At 35.4% G+C, this 22,888-nt stretch carries 24 protein-coding genes, 1 tRNA gene, 1 other RNA gene and 1 pseudogene; 14 read left to right on the forward strand and 13 right to left on the reverse strand.

The genetic code is table 11. The features are described 5' to 3' along the window. Positions 1–39 precede the first annotated feature (39 nt). Both FFONT_RS04020 and rnpB read right to left on the reverse strand, forming a co-directional pair. Positions 40–420 (reverse strand): hypothetical protein, encoded by a 381-nt coding sequence (locus FFONT_RS04020; RefSeq protein WP_148683633.1) that lies wholly within the window; start codon positions 418–420, stop codon positions 40–42. Positions 421–714: 294 nt separating this feature from the next. After that, positions 715–1,029, reverse strand: an RNA gene (gene rnpB, locus FFONT_RS04025) — RNase P RNA component. A gap of 155 nt (positions 1,030–1,184) precedes the next feature. Between rnpB and FFONT_RS04030 the strand changes: the two genes are divergently transcribed. From FFONT_RS04030 to FFONT_RS04045, 4 genes are all read left to right on the forward strand, one after another. Continuing rightward, positions 1,185–1,499 (forward strand): translation initiation factor aIF-1A, encoded by a 315-nt coding sequence (locus tag FFONT_RS04030; protein WP_014557954.1) that lies wholly within the window; start codon positions 1,185–1,187, stop codon positions 1,497–1,499. A 143-nt stretch (positions 1,500–1,642) separates the two neighbouring features. Then, the gene (locus FFONT_RS04035) at positions 1,643–2,302 is read left to right on the forward strand and encodes a serine protein kinase RIO (protein WP_014557955.1); all 660 of its coding nucleotides are present in this window, start codon (positions 1,643–1,645) and stop codon (positions 2,300–2,302) included. Between the two features lie 2 nt (positions 2,303–2,304). After that, positions 2,305–2,907, forward strand: a complete 603-nt coding sequence (locus tag FFONT_RS04040) for a KH domain-containing protein (protein WP_211206211.1) — start codon at positions 2,305–2,307, stop codon at positions 2,905–2,907. 66 nt (positions 2,908–2,973) lie between these two features. Further along, entirely contained in the window at positions 2,974–4,818 is a 1,845-nt protein-coding gene (locus FFONT_RS04045) for a ribosome biogenesis/translation initiation ATPase RLI (protein WP_148683635.1), read from the forward strand. A 21-nt stretch (positions 4,819–4,839) separates the two neighbouring features. On the opposite strand, the gene FFONT_RS04050 is transcribed toward FFONT_RS04045, so the two are convergent. The 5 genes from FFONT_RS04050 to FFONT_RS04070 all read right to left on the reverse strand — a co-directional run bounded on the left by FFONT_RS04050 (position 4,840) and on the right by FFONT_RS04070 (position 9,215). Continuing rightward, positions 4,840–5,850, reverse strand: a complete 1,011-nt coding sequence (locus FFONT_RS04050; protein ID WP_014557958.1) for a 60S ribosomal export protein NMD3 — start codon at positions 5,848–5,850, stop codon at positions 4,840–4,842. A 30-nt stretch (positions 5,851–5,880) separates the two neighbouring features. Continuing rightward, a complete protein-coding gene (locus FFONT_RS04055) occupies positions 5,881–6,192 on the reverse strand; it encodes a DUF424 domain-containing protein (RefSeq protein ID WP_014557959.1) in 312 nt (103 codons plus the stop codon). Between the two features lie 15 nt (positions 6,193–6,207). Beyond that, positions 6,208–6,645 (reverse strand): translation initiation factor IF-2 subunit beta, encoded by a 438-nt coding sequence (locus tag FFONT_RS04060; protein WP_014557960.1) that lies wholly within the window; start codon positions 6,643–6,645, stop codon positions 6,208–6,210. A gap of 10 nt (positions 6,646–6,655) precedes the next feature. Then, positions 6,656–7,675, reverse strand: a complete 1,020-nt coding sequence (locus FFONT_RS04065; RefSeq protein ID WP_014557961.1) for a GTPase — start codon at positions 7,673–7,675, stop codon at positions 6,656–6,658. Positions 7,676–7,940: 265 nt separating this feature from the next. Further along, on the reverse strand, positions 7,941–9,215 hold the full coding sequence (locus tag FFONT_RS04070; protein WP_014557962.1) for a proteasome-activating nucleotidase: 1,275 nt from the start codon (positions 9,213–9,215) through the stop codon (positions 7,941–7,943). A gap of 98 nt (positions 9,216–9,313) precedes the next feature. Between FFONT_RS04070 and FFONT_RS04075 the strand changes: the two genes are divergently transcribed. The 7 genes from FFONT_RS04075 to FFONT_RS04105 all read left to right on the forward strand — a co-directional run bounded on the left by FFONT_RS04075 (position 9,314) and on the right by FFONT_RS04105 (position 14,975). Next, entirely contained in the window at positions 9,314–9,820 is a 507-nt protein-coding gene (locus FFONT_RS04075; RefSeq protein ID WP_148683636.1) for a multiprotein bridging factor aMBF1, read from the forward strand. Positions 9,821–9,887: 67 nt separating this feature from the next. After that, positions 9,888–10,916, forward strand: coding sequence for a GTPase (locus FFONT_RS04080; RefSeq protein ID WP_014557964.1), 1,029 nt, complete (start codon positions 9,888–9,890; stop codon positions 10,914–10,916). Beyond that, complete coding sequence (locus tag FFONT_RS04085; RefSeq protein WP_014557965.1) at positions 10,883–11,470, forward strand: RNA methyltransferase; 588 nt, start codon at positions 10,883–10,885, stop codon at positions 11,468–11,470. Before FFONT_RS04080 ends, FFONT_RS04085 begins: the two co-directional genes overlap by 34 nt. After that, positions 11,442–12,005 (forward strand): transcription factor, encoded by a 564-nt coding sequence (locus tag FFONT_RS04090; RefSeq protein ID WP_158308312.1) that lies wholly within the window; start codon positions 11,442–11,444, stop codon positions 12,003–12,005. Before FFONT_RS04085 ends, FFONT_RS04090 begins: the two co-directional genes overlap by 29 nt. Then, entirely contained in the window at positions 11,977–12,936 is a 960-nt protein-coding gene (locus tag FFONT_RS04095; RefSeq protein WP_014557967.1) for a DNA cytosine methyltransferase, read from the forward strand. The genes FFONT_RS04090 and FFONT_RS04095 overlap by 29 nt, the downstream gene beginning before the upstream one ends. 121 nt (positions 12,937–13,057) lie before the next feature. Continuing rightward, positions 13,058–14,122 carry an NAD(P)-dependent glycerol-1-phosphate dehydrogenase gene (locus FFONT_RS04100; protein WP_014557968.1) on the forward strand — a complete coding sequence of 355 codons (1,065 nt, stop codon included), beginning with the start codon at positions 13,058–13,060 and terminating at the stop codon, positions 14,120–14,122. A gap of 61 nt (positions 14,123–14,183) precedes the next feature. Further along, on the forward strand, positions 14,184–14,975 hold the full coding sequence (locus FFONT_RS04105; RefSeq protein WP_014557969.1) for an SDR family oxidoreductase: 792 nt from the start codon (positions 14,184–14,186) through the stop codon (positions 14,973–14,975). 47 nt (positions 14,976–15,022) lie between these two features. On the opposite strand, the pseudogene FFONT_RS07315 reads toward FFONT_RS04105, so the two are convergent. Next, a pseudogene (locus FFONT_RS07315) lies at positions 15,023–15,181 on the reverse strand (RNA-guided endonuclease InsQ/TnpB family protein); the annotation flags it as partial. A gap of 178 nt (positions 15,182–15,359) precedes the next feature. Next, positions 15,360–17,285: an asparagine synthase (glutamine-hydrolyzing) gene (gene asnB / locus FFONT_RS04115; protein ID WP_014557970.1), complete on the reverse strand. Its 1,926-nt coding sequence runs from the start codon at positions 17,283–17,285 to the stop codon at positions 15,360–15,362. Between the two features lie 425 nt (positions 17,286–17,710). Here asnB and FFONT_RS04120 point away from each other — a divergent pair. Then, positions 17,711–17,785, forward strand: a tRNA-Thr gene (locus FFONT_RS04120). A 107-nt stretch (positions 17,786–17,892) separates the two neighbouring features. Further along, positions 17,893–19,047, forward strand: coding sequence for an MFS transporter (locus FFONT_RS04125; RefSeq protein ID WP_148683638.1), 1,155 nt, complete (start codon positions 17,893–17,895; stop codon positions 19,045–19,047). Between the two features lie 6 nt (positions 19,048–19,053). Here the strand turns inward: FFONT_RS04125 and FFONT_RS04130 are convergent, their stop codons facing one another. Both FFONT_RS04130 and FFONT_RS04135 read right to left on the reverse strand, forming a co-directional pair. After that, positions 19,054–19,761: a BUD32 family EKC/KEOPS complex subunit gene (locus tag FFONT_RS04130; RefSeq protein ID WP_014557972.1), complete on the reverse strand. Its 708-nt coding sequence runs from the start codon at positions 19,759–19,761 to the stop codon at positions 19,054–19,056. A gap of 20 nt (positions 19,762–19,781) precedes the next feature. Beyond that, entirely contained in the window at positions 19,782–20,522 is a 741-nt protein-coding gene (locus tag FFONT_RS04135) for a PAC2 family protein (RefSeq protein WP_014557973.1), read from the reverse strand. Positions 20,523–20,660: 138 nt separating this feature from the next. Here FFONT_RS04135 and aspS point away from each other — a divergent pair, with 138 nt between their 5' ends. Continuing rightward, positions 20,661–21,986, forward strand: a complete 1,326-nt coding sequence (gene aspS, locus FFONT_RS04140; RefSeq protein ID WP_014557974.1) for an aspartate--tRNA(Asn) ligase — start codon at positions 20,661–20,663, stop codon at positions 21,984–21,986. A 2-nt stretch (positions 21,987–21,988) separates the two neighbouring features. On the opposite strand, the gene FFONT_RS04145 is transcribed toward aspS, so the two are convergent. Both FFONT_RS04145 and FFONT_RS04150 read right to left on the reverse strand, forming a co-directional pair. Continuing rightward, the gene (locus FFONT_RS04145) at positions 21,989–22,633 is read right to left on the reverse strand and encodes a DUF4443 domain-containing protein (RefSeq protein WP_014557975.1); all 645 of its coding nucleotides are present in this window, start codon (positions 22,631–22,633) and stop codon (positions 21,989–21,991) included. Continuing rightward, positions 22,614–22,853, reverse strand: a complete 240-nt coding sequence (locus FFONT_RS04150) for a hypothetical protein (RefSeq protein ID WP_014557976.1) — start codon at positions 22,851–22,853, stop codon at positions 22,614–22,616. Before FFONT_RS04150 ends, FFONT_RS04145 begins: the two co-directional genes overlap by 20 nt. Positions 22,854–22,888: the final 35 nt, after the last annotated feature.

Consider the following 22,888-nt stretch of genomic DNA (forward strand, 5'->3'; position numbering starts at 1 on the left):
AACGATTGTTCCCTAAAAAAGAATTATTATTGCATATATTCATTTATGAAGCCAACCTATAATTAATCCTATAATAAATCCAGCAAGAACAGGACCAATTAGCAAGATACTCAGAAACTTTGCAAACTGAATTACATATTGCATATATTCTTTTGCTTCAGTCAAATTTCCAAATAAATTGCCATTCGAACCTGAAATAGACCAAACATTTAATATCGCGCCTGCTATTATAACAAGGACAAAAGCAATAATATATTTGAAAGCTTTTGCTAATATATATCCAAGCAGTATCCCCAAGACTAATTGTATAATTATAGCTAGTAGAACCTTAGGGTTTGACTGTATATACTGAAAATAGTTTAGTGTGATGTTTTCGCCTAAAGTAGAAGAATTACTTTCTAGATACACAATTTCCATCATTATATCTCAACAAATATCTTTTTATTTTATTTATATAAAAAACTTTTATTGTAGTATTCCTCTAGTCCTTTAAATTACCATTCTTCCTCCTCTTCTTCCTCTTCCTCCTCTTCTTCCCACCATTCCTCCTCTTCTTCCTCTTCCCACCATTCTTCATCTTCTGACATCAAAATGTAACACCTCATGTTTTTAGTCTAATGAGTTTTTAGTGAATTATAACTTTTCTCTATTTTGTCCTTTTTTAAACTTAACTCACATCATTTTTATATAAAGGAATAAAAATGGTTACCAATGAGGATCCCGCTATAACCCGTCTTCTGTAGTTTCAGCGGTATTCAGCTAAGCGATCCTCTTGCCCATCATGCGGCTTCTCATCTGGGCAAGATCTTGCTCCTTGGGGGTCGGCCGTTTCATCGTAACTCCGGTATCTTCAACCTTTTCTGACCGTTACCGGTCAGAATTTTAGGTATCATAATCATCTGACCGGAGTTCGTCTCGTTTCTGTGCCGTTGCCAGGGGATCTCCCCCTGCCTCTAAAGAGGCCCCAATGCCACAGGGAGGACGGTGTTTCCTCAGGACCAAGGTCCCGTAAACCGCTAGCGGGATCCTCTATTATTTTTAAATAATAAGTATAATATTTTAAAGATTATCTATTATGCTCCTTTATGATGATTTCTTTCCTATAAAATCTTTATTAATTATTAATATTTAATTTAAGTTATAAGGTATAGCATAAATATGTTTATTTTCAAGAGAGTGGTTTAATGTCAAAAAAAGAAGAAGGTTCGAGGAATGAATTTCCCCGTCCCGACGAATCTTCAGTAGTATGTGTAGTCGAAAAAATTCTTGGAGGAGATCACTTCATTGCCAAATGTAGCGATGGAAAGAAGAGGCTAACAAGAATACCTGGAAGACTTAGAAGGAAAATGTGGATTAAAGAAAGAGATGTAGTTCTAGTGGCACCTTGGGACATGCAATCTGATACTAAAGCAGATCTTTTATACAAATATTCTAATAATGAAGTAAGAAAGCTTGTACAAGAAAAATTGATTCCTCCTGAGCTACTTGAGGGTGCTTAAATCTGTTAGAAAATTCTGATTCCATTGATGATTTTATATCATTAAAAAGTAAAAAAGAGGAAAAAAAGGAAAAAACTGAAGACCTTATTAAGACTGTAGAAGAGGTCTTTGATTCATTTACTATTAAGTCTTTATATGAGATAATGAGAAAGTTAGATCTCATTAAAATAAGCGGTGTAGTAAGCGCTGGCAAAGAATCGAGGGTTTACAGAGGTATTGATAAAAATAAAAAAGAATTTGCAATAAAAATCTACCTTACATTTTCAAGCGAATTTAAGCAGGGAATTTTAAAATATATTTTGGGAGATCCTAGATTTGAAAGCATAAAAATAGGAAACACACATAAGCTGATGTCGTTCTGGGCTAAAAAAGAGTACGTAAATCTAAAAAAGATGTACGAAAGCGGGGTTTCGGTCCCAAAACCTTACGCTCAAAACAGAAACATTGTAGTTATGGACTTCATCGGCGAAAATGGTGTAAGAGCGCCTCTGCTGAAAGAGTTAGGAGCAGATCTGGAAAACCCTGGAATTATATATAATGAAATAATCGAAAATATTAAGAAGATTGTGTGTAGAGCTAATCTTGTTCATGGAGATCTGAGCGAATATAACATTATGATATTTAATGATACTCCATTTATAATTGATGTATCTCAAGCCGTACATATTAAACATCCTAATGCGATAGATTTTTTATCAAAAGATATTGGTAATATTAACAGGTTTTTTAAGAGATTGTTCGACTTAAAAATTATTGAGGACAGAGAGTTAATTGAAGAGATAAAAAAATGCATGGAGGAGTGAAGATGTCTAAAAGTAGCATTTCAAGGGCTTATGAGTTAGTTCCAGAAGAAAGAATAGGGGCAGTGATAGGACAAAACGGTAAGGTTAAAGAAATGATAGAGCAGGCTACCTCTACTAATATAAAAATTGAAAGCAACACTGGAATTGTATACATAGAGCCAAGAGATGAAAACACAAAGGCAGATAGCATAATTAAGGCCAAAGAGATTATAAGAGCCATAGCTATTGGCTTCACCCCAGAGGAGGCTTTTAGACTTCTTGACGAGGACCAAATTCTGATAGTAATAAACCTTAAGGAAATTAATGAAGACCCGAACGGAATTAAAAGGATTAAATCAAGAATAATTGGAGAAGAAGGAAGAACTAGAAAAATTATAGAGGAAACTACTGGTTCAAAGGTTGTTATAGGCGAAAGCGCTATCGGAATAATCGGCGATTTTGAACAAGCGTCAATTGCAGAAAGGGCAATAAGGATGCTAATTGATGGTAAGCCTCATTCAGTTGTTTATTCTTATTTAGAAAGAGAGGCCAGAAGATTAAAAAAGAGAAGAATAACTGGGCTATGGAAAACTTACGGAGAAGAGCAAGGCGGGAAAGGGCTATGATGTTTGGTGACGGCACTGAAAAATGATGTTAGCGGCTTTTGTAGCTGAGCCCTTCTACGTAGTATAATGAGGTGTATCAACTTGAGAGTTGCAGTAATTGATTATTCTTTATGCAAACCCACAAAATGTAATCTTGAATGTATCAGATTTTGTCCAGTTAACCGAAGCAGAAGGTCATCAAAAGCTATAGAGATAGATTCTAACACAGGTAAGCCCGTTATTTATGAAAATGTTTGCATAGGGTGTAACATTTGTGTAAAGAAATGCCCCTATAATGCTTTAGAAATTGAGAACTTACCTGACGAATTGAGTAAATTGGCTATCCACAGATACGGAAAAAACGGTTTTAAGCTCTTTGGATTGCCGGTACCCAAGAAGGGAGAGGTCCTTGGAATAATTGGGAAAAACGGTATAGGAAAGACAACTACTATTAGAATATTAGCTGGCGAGCTTATTCCTAACTTCGGTGATAAAGAGAGAAAAGCTTCAGAAAACGAAGTACTAGAGAGATTTAGAGGGACAGAACTCTTCGAATATTTCCAAAAAGTTTATAGCAAGAAGATTAAAGTAGCGCATAAAATACAATATGTCGAGCTAGTTCCAAGATATTTAAGCGGAAAGGTTTCTACGCTTTTAGAAAAAGCGGATGAAAGGGGAATTGCAATCAAACTCGCAAGCGAACTTGGTTTATCTCCAGTTTTAGAAAGAGACGTTAAAAATATCAGCGGCGGAGAGCTACAAAAGATTCTCATTGTTGCCACATTGTCAAAAAAGGCTGATCTTTACATATTTGATGAGCCGAGTAGCTTTTTAGATGTGAGAGAGAGAATAAGAATAGCATCTCTTATAAGGGAACTAGTCCCTAAAGAGAGCTACAGTATTGTAATTGAACATGACATAGCCCTACTTGACTATCTGTCAGACAATATCGTGGTTATGTATGGAGAGCCGGGGGTTTATGGAGTCGCATCTAAGACTTACAGCACTAGATCAGGCATAAATCACTTCTTAGATGGTTACCTTCCTGCTGAAAACATGAGAATAAGAAAAGAACCAATAAGATTTCACGTTTCTGAAGCTCCTCCACAGAGGCATGGCGGTAAATCAAATGAAATCTACATTGAGTGGAGGGACTTTACAATTTCGCTTGATGGCTTTAGGCTCGATGTCAAGCCAGGGAGTGCATCAAAGGGGGAAGTTATTGGCATATTGGGACCTAACGGGATCGGAAAGACTACCTTTGTGAAGAAACTTGTTTCTATGATTAGTGAGGATCGACCCGAAGATGAGGAAATAAAGTTTAGCTATAAACCTCAGTATGTCAGCCCAGAAATATTTGAAAAAAAGACAGTCGAGGAGAACCTAATTAATGCTAATCCTCAGTCGCTATCTACAGGAACTTGGGCTTATGAAGATATAGTCAGACCGTTTGGACTTTATAAGCTGAGAGAAAGGGAAGTATCTGAACTTAGTGGAGGAGAATTACAAAAGTTAGCATTAGCAGTTTCATTGATTAAGGATGCAGAGCTTTACCTATTGGATGAGCCTAGCGCTTATCTTGATGTTGAAGAAAGACTTTCGGTTGCTAAAGTAATTAGAAGGCTTACAGAGTCACGGAGCGTTGCTGCATTTGTGGTAGAGCATGATCTTTCGATTATAGATTATATTTGTTCAAGAATAATGGTTTTTGAGGGAAAACCTGGTGAGCATGGATTTGCCAACTCTCCTATGGAGCTCAGAGAAGGCATGAATAAGTTTCTCAAAATCTTAGATATTACATTCAGGAGGGATCCGTCTACAGGAAGGCCACGAATTAACAAAAAGGATAGCTATAACGATAGAGAGCAAAAGAGAATTGGTGAATATTATTATATCCCTAAGGGAGAGGAGAACTTAAGTGAGAAGCCATGATTTCTATAAACTAACTCAAACTTATGGAATAACTAAAAACAAATCATTTTCAGTAAACACAATTCTTCCTTTCTCTCCTTTACTTGGCTCACCATATACATTTTGGAATGATATGTTGTCAACGTTGTAGCTATCATCTATAACTATAACTCTGTCTGGAAGAACTGCTTGGACAGTTACGCTCTTTATTTCCCCTTCAAAGGTTTTCACGTTTTTCCTTATCTCTTTTAGGTCAAGTTTTATTTCCTTTCTTTCCTTCAGCTTAAATAGCTTTAAGAACCTGCTTGTTCTTTCAATAATTACTGCAGGTGACCCTTGATGCTCTACAATTTCGCCAACTTCTCTTCTTTTGTCTATTCTCAGCGAAATTGTAAGCCTGGAATTTCTTTCGCCTTTTTTCGTAGAAATAAGCTTAAAAGTCTGCTTTGTTTCTCCTCCAAGCTTCTCTGATAAAAATGAAGCTATAAGTCTGGCCTTTTCATGTCCGACGATTTCAACATCTATCCAATCTTTATTTTCAGTTATTGTAACTATATGCTGTTTAAGATCGTAAGGCAATTTTTCGATTAAATTCATTATAATTTTTTTATCTTCAAAGTCTAACTTATTAGTTCCCCTTATTTGTATAACTGAATCATAGCTTCCAGCTTTTCTTGCCAAACACTGAGGGCATATCGTAAATTTATAATCTATGATAGGATCCAAATAAGTTTCATATTTTCCTATTTCATTCTGTACTGTAACTAAAACTTTCTCTTTATATGGTACTGCTTTAAGATCTAGTCCAAACTGAATAAACTTTTTCTTATTGTTTTTTTCTACTTCCTTAGCAAAAATTTCGGAATAAAAGTTTTCATTGGCGAAAATCCAATCGTTTTTATACCGAATTTTTCCGCATATCTTACATTTATTTAATGTAATAGCCTTTATTTCTAAAGGATTTTTATTCAAATAGCATTCAACACATATTCCTCCAACAAAGGGGAGATTTTTAGATTCCTCTCTGCCACATATAGGGCATATTTTTCTCATAATTATTTTCCTCGCTCTTTATCTACAATATCACGTCAAGGTATTTATGAAAATAGCAAATGGGACTCCCTGAACTTTTACAATAGCATCTTTATGTACCAATCCTTCATTTATTCCTAATTTAACAGACTGATCTCCTATTAAAGAAACGTAATCAGCATCTTTTATTTGAACAGCTACTTCTTCTTCATTAGCGCATTCGCCCTCATAATATTCTCTGCTTACATCAAGAATGTAATGCCCTTCAACAAATTTTTTTCCTAGCAACTCGAAATCGCAAACAAGAACGAATTTTCTCCTCTCATTATAAAAAACTTTAAGCGAAAATCCTTTGCATTCCACCTTTTTTAAACACCATTAAAATGGTTTTACTGGTCCCTCTGCACCGCAAGCCTCGCATTTCAGAATCCATATTTTTCCTTTCTTTATTATAACAGTGTCTGGCCTGCCACATGTCGGACAAATTACATATGATTCTATAAATTTGTTAAGTATATTATTCAGCGTTTCAACGTTCAACTTTGAGTTAAGCAACAAAGTGCCACTTTCTCTGTCATAATTTCCGGAGGTTGCCAATCCTTTTAAGAAGTATCTTGCCAAAAGTTCAGGTTCTCTTCTCAACTTATCTGCAACTTCTCTGAAGTTCCTTATTACCGTTTGATTGCCCATTTGATGCGCTATTAATTTAGGTGGTTCAAACCTTTCGCCACTACTTGCTGGAGCAGGGACTTTTTTGTAAAGTCTTTCTAAAAGGTTCTGGTAATTTTTAAAATAATTATCATCAACATTTTCCATTGCTCTTTATTCACCTTTTCTGCAATACTTTTTCTTTTAAATATTCTACTAACTCTCCTATGTTTATATTGTTTAGAGCACTTATAAAAAATATGTCATATACCCCTATTTTTTCAAGTTCACTTCTTATAACATCTTTCTCAAAGTTTTCTATGAGATCAACCTTGTTTACTGCTACTATTACGTTCAGCACTTCTACCCTGAACATTTTGATTAGTTCTAATTGCTCTTTTAAGTTCATCGTGCTTTCTTTAGAAGGATCCATGACAAATACGATAACTCCATTGAATATTTTTAAAGTAGCGAAAGCCCTTCTCTCTATTATATTCATTTCACTGAAGTTCTTCCTTAAGATTCCAGGAGTGTCTAATACAGTTAAATTTATTAATTGAGATGCTTTCAGTCTTCCAGGCACTACTTCCTTTGTAGTAAATGGATAACTAGCTACAATAGTTCTCGACTCAGCGATTTTTTGTACTAATGTACTCTTTCCTGAATTGGGAGGTCCAACTATAACTATAGGTGGAAACTCGCCAGTATCTGCTATCAATTGTAACTCTTTTTTTATATTAATTATATCTTCAAGGAGCTTTTTGTTCCTTTTAACTAGAGAAATAAGACGGGATGCCGCTCTTATTCCTTTTTTCCTAAGATCTCTATCATCGCTTGAAAGCATCTCTATTTTTGCTAGAGAGTATACTTGACTGAGCTTATATTTGAGATAAGATGCTTTCTTTAACTTATTTATAGCATCCTCTCCTAAAACAATCAATAAATATCCTTTCACCTTTTCGTTCTTAGAAATAAGCTTGTAAAGTTTATCATATTCCTCGATTTTATCTTTTATTATATTATATGCAGTATTGAGAAGCTCTATTGCATTTTCTCTTCCATATGAAGTCTTAAGAGTTTTTTGCTTCGCGATAATTTTCCCTACTCTTCTATATACTTTATTATAGATTTCTTCATACTCAGGCAAATGAATATGCTTGATTTCGCTTATACTATCCTCGTTTTTATCTCCAGGCATAATTCTTTATCTCCCTCAATCGTATTGAAATTCATTTTTATCTTGAGGCTGTAATCTGCTTCAATTTTTTCTTTTAAATTCAAAGAAATTACGATACAAAATAAAATTAAAGCTTTATATCGTTTTAACTATAATATCTATTCCAAACGCGGGATTATAAATATGAATATGTACTTTTCGTTGCTAAGGATGAAGGTTTTCAATTTTTATATATTTTTCCTATCAAAATGAAATAAAATATTAAAATATAAAAGAAGATTTTAGGCTAATATGCCGTGGAAACTTGTGGCACTTCGGGTTCAACTTCTTTCTTTCTTCCCTTAATTTTTTCTATTGCCTTAATGAAATCTTCCATGGTAACTAAATCCCTTTCTTCTCTGATAGCATTATATCCCGCTTCTACACAGACAGCCTTTATGTCGGCCCCGACAAATCCTTCAGTAAGTTCCGAGAGTTTCCTTATATCTAAGTTCTTCTCTACATTCATCTTTTTAATGTGAATCTTAAATATCTCAATTCTTCCCTGCTTATCAGGGAGAGGGACCTCTATAATCCTGTCAAACCTTCCAGGCCTAAGTATAGCCGGGTCTAAAATGTCAATTCTATTGGTTGCCGCTATTACCTTTACATTATCTAAAGGATCAAATCCATCCATTTCGGCAAGCAATTGCATCATTGTTCTTTGAACCTCTCTTTCCCCGCTTGTTCCTATGTCTATCCTTCTTGCTGCTATAGCATCTATTTCATCTATAAATATAATTGCAGGAGCCTTCCTTTTTGCTAATTCAAAAACCTCCCTAACTATTCTTGCGCCTTCGCCAATAAATTTCTGAACAAATTCGCTTCCAACAACCCTAATAAAAGTTGCATTTGTTTCACTTGCTACAGCTTTAGCAAGCATGGTCTTGCCCGTTCCTGGAGAACCGTAAAGAAGAATCCCTTTTGGTGGCTCTATGCCTATTTTCTTAAACAGTTCAGGCTTCTTTAACGGAAGCTCAACTGTCTCTCTCACTTCCTGTATTTGCTTCGATAAACCGCCAATATCTTTATACTTTACATTTGGTCTCTCAATAACTTCCATTGCCTTAACATAAGGATCTTCTCTCTGTGGAAGGACCTCTACTATGCTTGAACCTCTCTGATTTATTGCGACGATTGTACCTGGAAGGAGCTGATCTACTGATATATTTCCGCTTACAGTAACTATTAGGTTAGGACCAGTACTACTTCTAACAACCACTCTTTTATCAGGAAGTATATCAAGCACCGAAGCTTCGATTAGAGGTGGAGCTAAAAGCTTTTCCATTTCTTCCTTATAATATTTAACTTCTCTATTAAGCATAAGCTTTTCTTCTTCTAACTCCTTTATTTTTTCCTCTAGATATTTTATGTATTTTTCTTTCTCTTCTTTATAGCTATTTATATCCTTCTCTAGCCTAGCTTTTTCTTCTTCCAGTACTTTCAACTTTTCTTCTAAATATTTTATATGTGCCAAAACATTTGTAGAATTGGCATTCGAAATGTCGTCGGCTGATTCCATGATAAAAATTAACCCCCATTACCAAATTTATAATAGACTAATAAAGTTATATTTTTTGCATTTGGTTTAAATATAGTAGGATATAGCGGGTGCTAAAAATGCCAGAAGCACTATACTGTGAGCTTTGTGGCTCACCGATAGAAGGAAGGGCATATAAGGTAAATATAGATGGCGTTTCTCTAACAGTATGTGAAAAGTGCTATAGGAAGCAAATACAGAAAAGCACTTCTAAAGTAAATGCTGAAGATGAAAAGAAAAACTCTCAAATCCAAAAGCCGAAGATGCAGGAAAAAAAGAAGAAAAAAGAAGAAATAGAATACGAAGTGGTCGATGATTATTACATAAAAATAAAGAACGCAAGAGAAAAGCTAGGTTTAACATTGCTCGCCTTATCGCAAAAAGTCATGGAAAAAGAAAGCGTCTTAAGGAGGATAGAACAAGGGAGGCTGAGGCCATCTATAGAATTAAGCAAAAGGCTAGAAAAGGCGCTAGGAATCAAACTTCTAGAACCAGTTATAGAAGAAAAGAAAGAGGAAGAGTCTGAAGAAGCTTCACTTAACGAATTAACTTTAGGAGATGTAGCAAATCTTAAAAAACGGAGGTAATTAGGTTCTGAAGAAAAATGCTGTTTTTGTCTTTGGCAGAGAATCTCCCAGTTATATAATAGAAGAAATGAAAACCCTATCTGTGCTAATTGGTCTTGATATTCAAGAAAGCGTAACTATTAGGAAAAATAGCGGTAGATATTTAATAAGCGATTATAAGCTTAGAGAAATAGTTGAAAAGAAGGAAAAAGTCAAAGCTGAAGTAATTCTCATTGAGCCTGAACTTCCGCCAAGAGATAAAATAAATATAATAAAAGCAACTAAGGCAGATGTTATAGATAGGACATTGCTATTATTAGAAGTATTTGAATCAAACGCTGGTTCAAAGGAAGCAAAGCTTCAAATATCCCTTGCCAGAAGTGGACATATGCTACCGTTAGTGAGAGAAGTGCTTAACAATTCAAAAAGAGGAGAGTTGCCTGGTTTTTTGGCAGGAGGTACTTATGCTATAGATAAATACTATAGACAGCTTAGAAGACAAGTAGCAAAAACGAGAAGAGAGCTAGAAGAAATTAGAATTAGAAGAGATATATTAAGAGAGAGAAGAAGGGTATCTGGACTGCCTTTAATAGCAATAATAGGTTATGCGAATGCGGGAAAAACCACCCTTTTCAACTTGCTTACTGGTTCTAATAAAGAAACGAGCAATAAGCCCTTTACAACTATTTCGCCTAAAGTATCTCTTTCTAATTTGGGATTTCTCGTTATTGATACAGTTGGCTTTGTAATGAATGTCCCTCCTGAAATAATTGAGGCTTTTTATAGCACACTAGAAGAAATAAGAGAAGCAGATGTCCTTTTACTTTTATTAGATTCTACTGAAGATCTTTTTTTAATAGAAGAAAGAGTTAAACAAGCAAGCGTTACGCTTTCGAATATAGAATCGCTATATAAACCAATAGTTGTAGCTTTAAATAAAGTTGAAAAAACAGGTAGGGATGATATTGAAGAAAAAAGGGCTAAGCTTTACCAAACATGCAAAAGTGTTTTTCCAATGTTTGTAGGCTTGGCAAAAGTAAGCGCTAAAAAAGGACTTGGCATAGATGAAATGGTGAATGTGATATGGAAGGCATTGAACCGCAAGCAGGCATATTAAGGTTAGGACATAGACCAAAAAGAGATAAAAGGATAACCACCCACACGGCCTTAGTTGCTAGAGCATTTGGAGCATCTTATTATTTTCTTTCTGAAGTTTGCGACATGAGCGTTATGGACAATGTATTATCTGTTGAAAAAAGGTGGGGAAGAGGATTTAAGCTGGTGTCCTGCGGATTAAGCTATAAAGATTACATCAGTATTTGGAGAAATTATATGAAGGGCGTTATCGTTCACCTAACTATGTACGGACTTGAGCTTGAAAGAGAAATTGATGGAATAAAAAAAGCAGGGAAGCCCGTACTTATAATAATAGGTTCAGAAAAAGTGCCTGGAGAAATTTACAAAATAGCAGACTTCAATATTTCAGTTGGAAATCAGCCTCATAGTGAAGTTGCTGCACTTGCAATTTTTTTAGATAGACTATATAATGGACAAGAACTATATTATAAATTTGAAGATGCCAAAGTTCAAATTGAACCTTCGGCATCAGGAAAAAAAGTTATTAGTATCGGAGGAAATAAAGATGAGAAGGAAAAATATAACGATGCCTGAAAATGTTGTCCCGAATGATCCTCTTGAAGAATTCATTTCAAAAATGGCAACTAATCCATCACTTTTGATATTTAGGTTTTTAGCGAAAGAGAATTCCGAAGCCACGGAGGACACTTTATCGGAAAAGCTTGGCATGAGCAAAAACCTCGTTAGAAAGCTGCTCTACAAGCTACATGATATCAATGTAGTTGTATATCGAAGAGTAAGAGATGAAGAAACAAATTACTACATATACTATTGGAAAATAAACTGGGAAGGGCTGGCTGCAACCTTACTTGAAAGAAAAAAGGAGGTACTTAAAAAGCTAAAAGAGAAAGCTGCATCCGAGGAAGGAAAAGTTGGAATTTATTACTGTAAAAAGTGCGGAAGAGAGTATACGTTTGATGAGGCTTTAGAAAATGATTTTAGGTGTAAAATCTGTAATGAACCTTTAGAATTTACCCAAAAAGGCAAATATGAAGAATTTCTTCAGAAATATATAAAGAAGCTGGAGGAAGAAATTAAAATTGAATCCGAAAGAAATTACGGTAGTTGATCTTTTTTGTGGTGGTGGAGGGTTTAGCAGAGGGTTCCATGACGTAGGTTTTAAAGTAAAAATAGCTATAGATAATGAAAAAAACGTAGCAAGAACATATAAATATAACTTCCTTGAGACAATTGTGATTGCTGAGGACATAAAAGAAGTAAGTGGTAAAGATATACTTGATGCCCTTGGTAGAGCTCCAGATATTGTAATTGGAAGCCCCCCTTGTGAGCCTTATACTGCTGCTAATAAAAAAAGGATGAATAAACCATTAGATAGATTATATTCGGATCCTATGGGAATCTTAACTCTAAGTTTTTTCCGCATAGTTGGCGAATTGAAGCCTTCAATTTGGATAATGGAAAATGTTCCTGCTATTCTTGAAGATGGGCTAAAGGATGCACTTGAAAAAGAAGCTGAGCGATCGGGATATAAGGAAATTTATTTTAATATATTAAAGGCTGAAGAATACTGCACTCCAAGCAAAAGGACAAGGATATTTATCTCTAACATTGAAATAAAACCAGAAAAATGCAACAAGAAAGTAACGGTTGCTGAAGCTTTAGAAGGACTCCCATCGCCTAATCCTAATTTTCCCCCAAATCATGATTTGACAAATTTGAGTTTTAAAAAAGAGAGAAAAGTTTCAAAGATATCTCCTGGAGAAGCTTTGATTAGATATGAAGGTCACGGCGGCAGAGTTCTACCAAACATGATAAGACTTGAAGGTAATAGAATTGCGCCTACAGTGCTAGGAAGTAGTAGATTTCTGCATCCGGAAGAAAATAGGCTGATCACCGTGAGAGAGCAAGCAAGGCTAATGGGCTATCCAGACGAACATGTTTTCCTTGGAGGAAAAGATGAACAGTATAACATGATTGGCGAAAGCGTTCCTCCAACCCTTTCTAAAGCAATAGCGGCATTTCTAATAAAAAACTTCTAAGCAGTATTCGTTTCTTTATGGGCTTTATTTTTTCTTTTCTCATAGAAATTTAAATTATTTATTGACGAAATATAGAATTATTTAAATATCAATATCCAACTTAACATGGTGTAACTTTTAAATGGAAAAAGACGTTCATATAATTGATCTTATGAAAAGAGTTGTCATAGGAAAAGACTTGCTTAAAGATATAATCCAATATCTTCCGTTAAATTTAAGCAAGAATATTAAAAAGGTATACGTTGTAACAGGGCCTCATGTATGGGACACGTATGGAAAGAAGTTGGAGGAAGGACTGAAAAGTAAAGAACTCGAGCTATATATAAAAAAATCGGAAAGCCCCACCATCGAGGAGGCAAAACAAATAATAAGTGATGCCAAAGGGAAAAGTATTGATTTAATAATAGGATTCGGAGGAGGGAAAAGTATTGATTTAGCTAAATATGCAGCAAGTCAAATTAGCATTCCGTTTATAAGCATACCGACCTCTGCAAGTCATGATGGTATAGCAAGTCCATTTGCCAGCCTTAAAGGAGGAGGCTGGAGCACTTCGGTAAAAGCAGTTGAGCCGATCTGCGTAATAGCTGATCTGGAAATTATTTCCTCATCTCCAAGAAAACTCTTGATCGCTGGAGCAGGTGACGCCATAGCAAAACTCACTGCCGTCTCAGATTGGAGATTAGCTCACTTATTAAGAAATGAATATTACGGCTCCTACGCTGCAGGTTTATCTCTACTATCTGCAAAGCACATAATAAAATACAGCGATATAATTTCAAAAACCGATGTTGAAGCTACTAGAATTGTATTAGAAGCATTAATAAGCAGTAGTGTCGCAATTGGAATTGCAGGTTCTACAAGACCAGCAAGCGGTAGCGAGCATCTCTTCAGCCATGCCTTGGATAAAATTGCTCCAAAACCTGCCTTACATGGTGAACAAACGGGTGTGGGTACAATTATGATGTCAAAGCTTCACAGAATGAATTGGAAGAAAGTCAGGAGAGTTTTAAAGAAAGTAGGTGCTCCTACAACGGCTAAAGAGTTAGGAATTCCAGAAAATATCATTATAGAAGCCTTAACGATAGCACATAAAATTAGGCCTGAAAGATATACAATATTAGGAGATAGAGGGCTCACTTGGGAAGCTGCAGAAAAGCTAGCGAGAGATACGGGCGTAATTTCCTAGTAAAATTAATATATGAAGTTAAAAATAGTATTTTGCAAACTATTAGATAAGTGAAACAGACATGAGTGCTTTTAATATAGGCAACACGAAGGTTTTAGTTACTGCTTCAACCAGAGGGATAGGTTTCGGAATAGCTAAGGTTTTATTGGAAAACGGGGCCAAAGTAGTAATCAACGGACGAAGTGAAGAAGGTGTTATAAAGGCTATTGAAAAACTGCAATATCCGTATAAAAACAATGCTAAGGGAATAGTTGCTGATATCTCTAATAAAGACGAAGCTATTAGATTAGTAAAAGAATCCGCAAAGTCCCTTGGCGGTCTAGATTCGTTAGTTTACGTAACGGGTCCGCCAAAGCCTGGATATTTTAATGAGCTAAATTATGATGATTGGGAAGAAGGTGTTAATTTACTTATAAACTCAGCAATAGTTTTGGCTAAAGAAAGCATACCTTTTCTAAAGGAATCTAAAAACCCTTCAATGATATTTTTAACAAGTATTGCTGTGAAAGAGCCTATACCTAATATTGCTCTTTCCAACGTGTTAAGAATCTCCGTACATGGACTCGTAAAAACGCTTTCAAAAGAGCTTGCGCGGTATAAAATTAGAGTCAATGCAGTCCTTCCAGGACATATAGAAACGGAACGATCTCTGCAACTTGCTTCTGACAGAGCAAAAAGAGAGAACAGAACAATAGAAGAAGTGCTTAATGACATGACAAAGGAGATACCTCTTGGAAGGTTAGGAAAGCCAGAAGAAATTGGCTATACTGTAGCTTTTCTCATAAGTCCCTATTCTTCATATATAACAGGCGCTTTTATTCCAGTGGACGGGGGAGTACTTAGGTCGATTTAATCCTTATAACTTCGTTTTATTTCCTTTCTATGATTTTAATTCGTGAACTACCCCGCCCTTACGGACGGGGCATCTCCATCTCGCGATGGAGATTTCCTGCTTCTTCCAGGAAACTTACTATACGCTCTCTCAGAAAAGGGTATGTATAGCAGAGTTCTCCCGTCCACAGGCTCTAAGGGCAGTCCCGACCCCGCACGAAGAATATTTTATTTTTTGATAACTATAAAAATTTTTATAAGGGGGCTATACATCCCCTCCCTCACGGAAGGGGACTTTCGCTTCTTTAACCCCCAAAATTAAAGAGTATCCGCCTCCTAAAAGAGCAATAAATCTAAATTTTCCATATATTTTTATAAGAAGCTGTAGATTAAATAGTAGGTTTCTTTAGAACTGGGGCTTGTGCTTAAAGAAAGTTCTATACCAAACCTCAAGTAAGAAAACTCTCCAATAAAATCGAGAAAGCTCTCTGTCTATTTTTTCTTTTTCCACATTTTTTATAAGCCCTCTTACCGCATCAGCCTTTAGAAAGCCATCCTTTACAAGCTCTGAATTGGAAAGCACTTCAATAAAATTCTTTTTTAACAATATGAGCCACTCGTATTCTGGTGCTTGAAAGCCAAGCTTCTTCTTCGACCAAAGTATATCTTTAGGCACCAATCCTTCCATTGCCTTTCTATGAATCCATTTAGTATAACCGTTTCTGATCTTCAAGTCTTCTGGCATAGATAATGTAAATTCTGCAAGTATATGGTTAATATAAGGAACTCTTATCTCTATACTGTGAGCCATACTATTTCTATCTTCTACTCTCAAAATTTCCGCAAGTCTCCCTCCAGTTAAGTCTTTATATAAAGCCTCATTCAGAATTGAGATGCTATCCCTACTATTATGCATTTTCAAATCTTTCCCGAGCAAGCTCATTCCTAAACTTTCTCTTTTTCCGATATAAACTTTTAACGCATATTTAGCCTTGTCAAATATATAGTATCTCAGTTTCCAGGTTTCTTTTATAGCGGATATGACACCCTTCTTCCTAAGCACTTCTTTTATATATAAAGGAATATATGCATGGTATCCTCCTAGAAGCTCATCTCCTCCCTGTCCATTAAGCAGAACTTTCACATGTTTTGAAGCCTCTTTAGACAAAAACCAGTGCAGTATAGGGCTCAAGCCTTCTGGAGGCTCTTCTTCGAAATAAATTATCTTTTCGAGCTCTGATAGAAAATCTTGAGGCGAAACAGAGATCTCTATGAGGTTGTCCTTAAGTCCTAAGTATTCAGCAAACTTCTCAGCAATCGAGGACTCGTCTATTTTCACATTTTCTTTTATTTTCACGTTGAAGAGCTTTATGTTTTTGAGATCAAACCCTCGTTCCTTTACTACGCTCTTCTCGAGCATTTCCTTCGATATAGATACCAAGCTTGTAGAATCTATCCCTCCACTAACCTCAAATCCTAAGGGAACATCGCTCCTCAAATGAAGCGAAACGCTTTCGGCAAACTTTTCTTTCCATGCCTTTACATATTTTTCAACTTCATTATTCCCAGCATTTAACGTACTTTCGTATCTTGGATTCCAGTACTTCTCGATCTTTAATCCATCTTTGCTAAGGATGAAATACGATGCTGGAAGGATCTGCTTTATCCCGTCAAAGAACGTTTTCTCAGAAATTTTCCTCTCAAAAAGCAAATACTCAGCCATTCTTTCTTTATTTGGCTTAAGCTCAACTACAGGTAAGAATCCCTTAATTTCCGATGCAAAATAAAAATTTTCCTCATCGTTATAATAGAAAAGGGGTTTTATTCCAAACCTATCCCTTGCTCCATAAAGGGTGTTTTTCGCCTTATCATAAACCAAGACCGCGAACATTCCTATGAACTTTTTTAGTGCTTCATCGAAACCGTACTCTGCAATAGCTTTTAAAGCAACTTCCGTATCGCTGTCCCCATAGAAATTGTAACCTTTATCTTCAAGCTCTCTTCTTATCTCTCTATAGTTGTATATTTCTCCATTCAATACCAAAGCAAAATTTTCGAAAAATAAAGGCTGATGTCCCTTTTCGCTAACATCGATAATAGAAAGTCTCCTATTTGCGAGCGCAACCTTAGCTTTTCCTTTTATGCTTTCAATTGCATCAAACTTTCCAAATAGGGGTGAATCTTTACCAACTGCATGTATGCTTTGTAGATTCTCGGTTAGAATAAAATAGCCTTCATCATCAGGGCCTCTATGTTTAATCATGTCATTCATTTTCTTGATGATATCTACGTCTATTCCATCTCTACTATATATCCCAATAATTCCACACATAACATTTTTTCCCTTTTGGTAAAATTAATTCGAACGATGCAGAAAAATCTGTATAGATTAATATATCTTACTTTATTTTAAAAAAGACATGTTATATAAATTTTTAGAATGAAAACTGAATGAAATGCTTTTTGTGAGCCACGAATCTTTTTTAGCTTAAACATATCCACCTATTCCTGCATATTAAATTGCTCAGAGAAATACAATCCAACCCCTTAGTTGACTTAACCCTAAAACAAATCATAGAATAAAGCTTAGCCCGATTCTGAATACATATAGTCTCATTATTGACAAAATTCTGACGTCCTCCCGCCTTAAAAGGCGAGGCTTTCAGTTTGTAGAAATTAAAATAAAAAGTTTTGAGACACATTGTTTATTGTAGAATAAAAAATAATAATCTGAAATTCTTAAACTTCAAGATGAGAGCCGCGGTAGCTCAGCCCTGGTGGAGCGCTGCCCTGGTAAGGCAGAGGTCCCGGGTTCAAATCCCGGCCGCGGCTTAAAATTTCATGAATAAATTAAAATTTATCATTTATTTATTATCTGAAAAATAAATAATCCACGATTAATTTAGAGATCTTTTATTCCATTAAAAGAGGTGTGTTTTTTGAAAATAGACAAAAAAATTCGAGTATTTCTGATTCTAAGCTTTGTTTCGTTGTTTGCTGATATGACTTATGAAGGTGCTAGATCTGTTGGAGGAGCATATTTAGAAGTTCTTAAAGCCCCCTTAATTTTTGCAGGAATGCTAAGTATAGGCGAATTATTAGCATACTTATTTAGAGCATTTTCAGGGATCCTCGTAACAAAATACAGAAGTAGCTCATTTCTTTGGTTTTTAACAATAACTGGTTACGTAACAAATTTAGCAGTAATTCCTCTTCTTGCCATTAGTGGCAATTGGATAATTGCTTTTATATTGTATATGCTTGAAAGAATAGGAAAGGGATTGAGAGGCCCGTCAAGAGATATAATTCTTTCAGAACTAATAAAGGGCTTAGGCTCTGGAAAAGGGTTCGGAATACATGAATTTCTAGACCAGCTTGGAGCTGTTTCAGGACCATTAATAGTTGCATATTATTTAGCTGGTCATGGTGGATTCTATTATGCATATTTATTCTTAGCTATTCCTGCAACAATTGCAATAGCATTAGTATTTTCTGCAATGATTCAGTATCCAAAAATAGAATCTGTTCACACTGATAAAAGAATAAGCTTTAGAGTCCCAAGAGGAACATTTAGATTCTTCCTTGTTAGCATATTTCTGATATCAGTATCATTTACTCAATGGGGCATTATTTCTTACAGAATTACATTGGAGGGAATCGGGGCTCAATACGCTGCAATTCTCTACGTATTAGCTATGGCAGCTGACGCAGCTGTAGCGATTCCGCTTGGAATGCTTTTTGATAAATATGGAGTGAAAACTATTTATCCTATCCCAATAATTAGCATATTCTCCAATATATTGCTTTTATTTGAGAATTCCCTTTTCCTCTTATTTTTAGGTTCTATACTGTGGGGAACAGTTACTGGCTATTATGAATCAGTGTTCAGAGCTGCAGTTGCTGAACTAGCTAAAGAAGATGTTGCTGGAGGCTTTGGAGTATATTCGCTTGTCCAGGGAATAGCAATGGGTATTGGAGGTATTATTATAGCTGTTTTCTATATAGTCAGCAAAAGTGCACTCATTGACTATATAATAGCATTAAATTTAATAGCGATGTTATTTTTTGCCTTATCGACAAAGCGTTCAATCTAAACTTAATCAAGACAATGCTTTTTTAATAGACGTAAGCAAAGAAGGCGGAATTAAAACTATTACTGGAAAAATATTCTTTATCTCTTCCCAACCTACGTCTTCATTAGAGCTTAAATACCCCCTATATATAGCATCTATAAGCTCAAAATATCTCTCCGGTTCAATTAATGGATCGTCCCAAAACTCGAACAGAAAAAGTAAAGCCAAGTCCCAGGCCTTGGTCTCCTTCTTTTTGCATTCGTGAGTAGATTGCTCAGCATCGATTATTGCCATGTCTTCATTTAAAATTAGAAAGTTTTGCGGTCTAGTGTCACCAAGGCAAAAATCCTTATTGTGAATATTTCCAAGAGCTACTCCAACTCTATAAAGGTCTTCTTGGCTCTTTAGATTTGGGACTCTACCATCAATGTACTCTCTCTTTATGTAATATTTCTCAAAATTCTTTTCAATAATCTTAGGAACTAAAACTTCTCCTGAATAACTCTCAAAAAAATTTACTTCTCTTTTCATCCTTTCTAAAGGATCTACAGTAAATTGATAGAAAAACCATACTATAGGAATATTTAAAAGGAACCATTTGATAAGTCCGTTTGGCTTTATATAATTTTTTACAACTATTTTTTTGCCGTTTTCCTCACGAACTTCTGACTGTTCAAAAAAAGAAGCTAATTGCCAGAGAAAACTTATCCTGATATTCCTATTCTTCATGCTCATAAAATTCACAGCTTAAATGTTTACATATGTGTTGATGGTTGTTCCTCTTTTTCTTCTGCTACTTCTTGGAACCCCTTTTCCATTGCCTTTTTAATTTTCTCATCTATATCTTTAGCCTTGGAAGTCAGGTCTTCTAGATCAATTTCAAATTTTAAATAAGATGAAAGGACTCTTAATATTTCACCGACTGCCATATAATCAACAACATTGCTTGCCACATAGACTTCACTCGTTTCTCCGAGCAGAACAGCTCCCTCAATACCGTACATTTCTGCCAGTGCCGGAATTAATCCGTTTAGCCCCGAGATACCGCCGTTCATTGGCACACAACCAACTTTTGACAGTTCATCGATAAATTCTTTATTTGTCGCCGCAACAAAAACTTTCCTTCCGTTTTTTATTTCAGGAGAAACATATGCAGCTGCAGAAATGATTTTAGAAAAACCTAGGTCTACAAGCTTTTTGCTGAGATCAAATGCTAATGCTGTTTGAGCCTCTTCGCCTTGAGGCTGAAAACTAGCTGTTAGAACTGCAATTTGCAGTGATGATGATGAGTATAATTTTATGGACAATGGCTGTATGATTCCATCCATTACTATTACTGAGCTTGGAGATTGAACAGGAAAGAATTCCACGTATTCTTCGAGCTTCATTTTTGATATGAGAAAATCTGCGGTAGCCTTTCCAACTAAGGCCATACCCGGAAAACCAACTATTAGTGTTTTTCCTCTAAGGTTTTTTGTATCATTTTTTTCTATCACTATCAAAATTAACACTCTCAATAATTTTTTAGAAAACAAGAGATGATTAAGGTTTTCTTTTTAATCAAATAGCTTATTAATCTTATTATTTTTTATTTTTATAAATAGTGGTAATTTCTTCTGAGGAGAGTTTTTAATATGAGTTCATCTCTGAAAGAAAGGATAAGAATAGCCGATGTCTTTTCGAAGAATAACGGAGAAAAAGTGCTTATTGCTGGATGGATAGAAGCAGTAAGAATCATCGGAGGAGTAATTTTTATTGTACTAAGAGACAGAAGCGGAAAAGTGCAAGCAGTAATAAAGAAAAATATAGATGAAAAACTTTTTAATGAGGCATCTGAACTGGGTTCTGAAGATGTTGTAGCAATAAAAGGAGAGGTTAAAGAAGCAAAAACATCTTTAGGAGATAGAGAGATAGTTGTGGAGAAACTATACACAATATCGAGGGCAACTAAGCCTGTGCCTATAGTTCCTGAAGATTGGGAAAAGACAAATATAAATGTCAGACTTGACTGGAGATTTTTGGATTTAAGGGCTACAAGAAATAGGCTAATATTTGTGGTAACAGATGAGGCAGTCAACGCATTAAGAGAATTTTACAGAAGCAATGGATTTATTGAGGTTTTTACTCCAAAAATCGTTTCTGAAGCTACAGAAGGAGGTGCTGAGGTTTTTCCTGTTATCTACTTTGATAAACCGGCTTTTCTTGCTCAGAGCCCGCAACTTTATAAACAAATGATGATGGCAGCAGGCTTTGAAAGAGTGTTTGAAGTTGGTCCAGCATATAGAGCTGAAAAGCATCATACGAATAGGCATTTAACAGAATATGAATCAGTAGATATAGAAATGAGCTTTATTGATAGCCATGAAGATGTTATGAAGATGGTTGAAAATGCTGTAATTTATTCCATAAAAAAAGTCAATGAAAAATACGGAAGTTATATTAAGCAGTACTTCCCAAGAATTCCAGAAATTCCAAGCAATGTTCCAAGAATAACACTTAGGGAAGCCCATAAGTTGCTGGAAAACAAAGGTTTTAAGCAACCTGATCCGAATGATCTTGATACTGAAGGAGAAAGGCTCCTAGGAGAAATTATGGAGAAGGAATATGGTTCACAGTTATTCTTTGTAACTGAATATTCATGGCTATATAGACCATTTTACACAATGAAAAAACCGGAAGAACCAAGCTTAACGAGAAGCTTTGACTTGATATATAGAGGTACGGAGATAGTTAGTGGGAGCCAGAGAGAGCATAGGGCAGACGTGTTGGAGAACCAGATAAAGGAAAAGGGACTAAATGTAAAGAACTTTGAGTTCTTTATAAAGTTCTTCAGATACGGAATGCCGCCTCATGGAGGTGCAGGACTAGGGTTGGAAAGGCTGGTTCAAATGATGCTTGGGCTTAAAAACATAAGAGAAGTAAGGTTGCTCCCGAGAGATCCGGAAAGGTTGTCACCATAGCTTCAAATCAAAGAGAGCTCACACGCTGTTTTTAAAATTCCATAAACTACGGACATTTCTCTTTCTTTGTAATTCATGCCTATTATTATATATAACCCATTTTCAAGCTTCTGTAACTCCTTTTTGATTTCTTTTTCTATTTCATTTCTGATAGAAAGGTCTTCGATTCCTGGAATATTTGTTTCCATATTGCAGTACTGCAATATAATAGAACCTTCGGCTCCCCATCTGATCGCAGAATCTCTCAACATAACTGTTTCCTTTAAAGATATTCTTCTTTTGCATGATTGAGCAATAAAAATAATTATAATTCTTTCCCATGCATTCATTCCACGAAGAAGAAAAGCCTCCCTAATGCGTATAGATTTAAGAACGCTTAATAAGTTTTCTTCTAGTGATTTAATTTTACCTGTTTGCAATATATATGCTTTGTCTTTTAAGCACTTTAATGCTCTTCTTACATAATACTCACTAAATCCAAAAACAGTTGATATTTGAGACCTCCCTATGCTCTTGTTAATAGATAACAGGTAAAGTATGAAAAAAATAAGATCTGGAGGGACTTGGCATTCATTTTTAGAAATTTCATCTATAGTGTTAATAAGAGAACATATATCATGTATCTCGCTAGAACCAGAGCTGTTCATTTACATATCCTCCGTTTTCTATAATCAAAAGAGCAATATCATGAGAGGTTATTTCCTTACTTGAAAGGATCTTTTTCTTCAGAACTTCCTCTTTAGGTTCGGCTTTTATTCCATATTCTTCATATAGCCATTCGGAAATTTCCTCTAGCGAATCTTTCTTTATGGAAAAGAGATCTCTTAAAAGGATCTCTTTAATTTCCCTATCTTTTTCGCTTTTCAAACTGTGCACCTTTCTTTATATTTAACCAATTAGAT

Source organism: Fervidicoccus fontis Kam940 (assembly GCF_000258425.1).
Taxonomy (GTDB): Archaea; Thermoproteota; Thermoprotei_A; order Sulfolobales; family Fervidicoccaceae; genus Fervidicoccus; species Fervidicoccus fontis.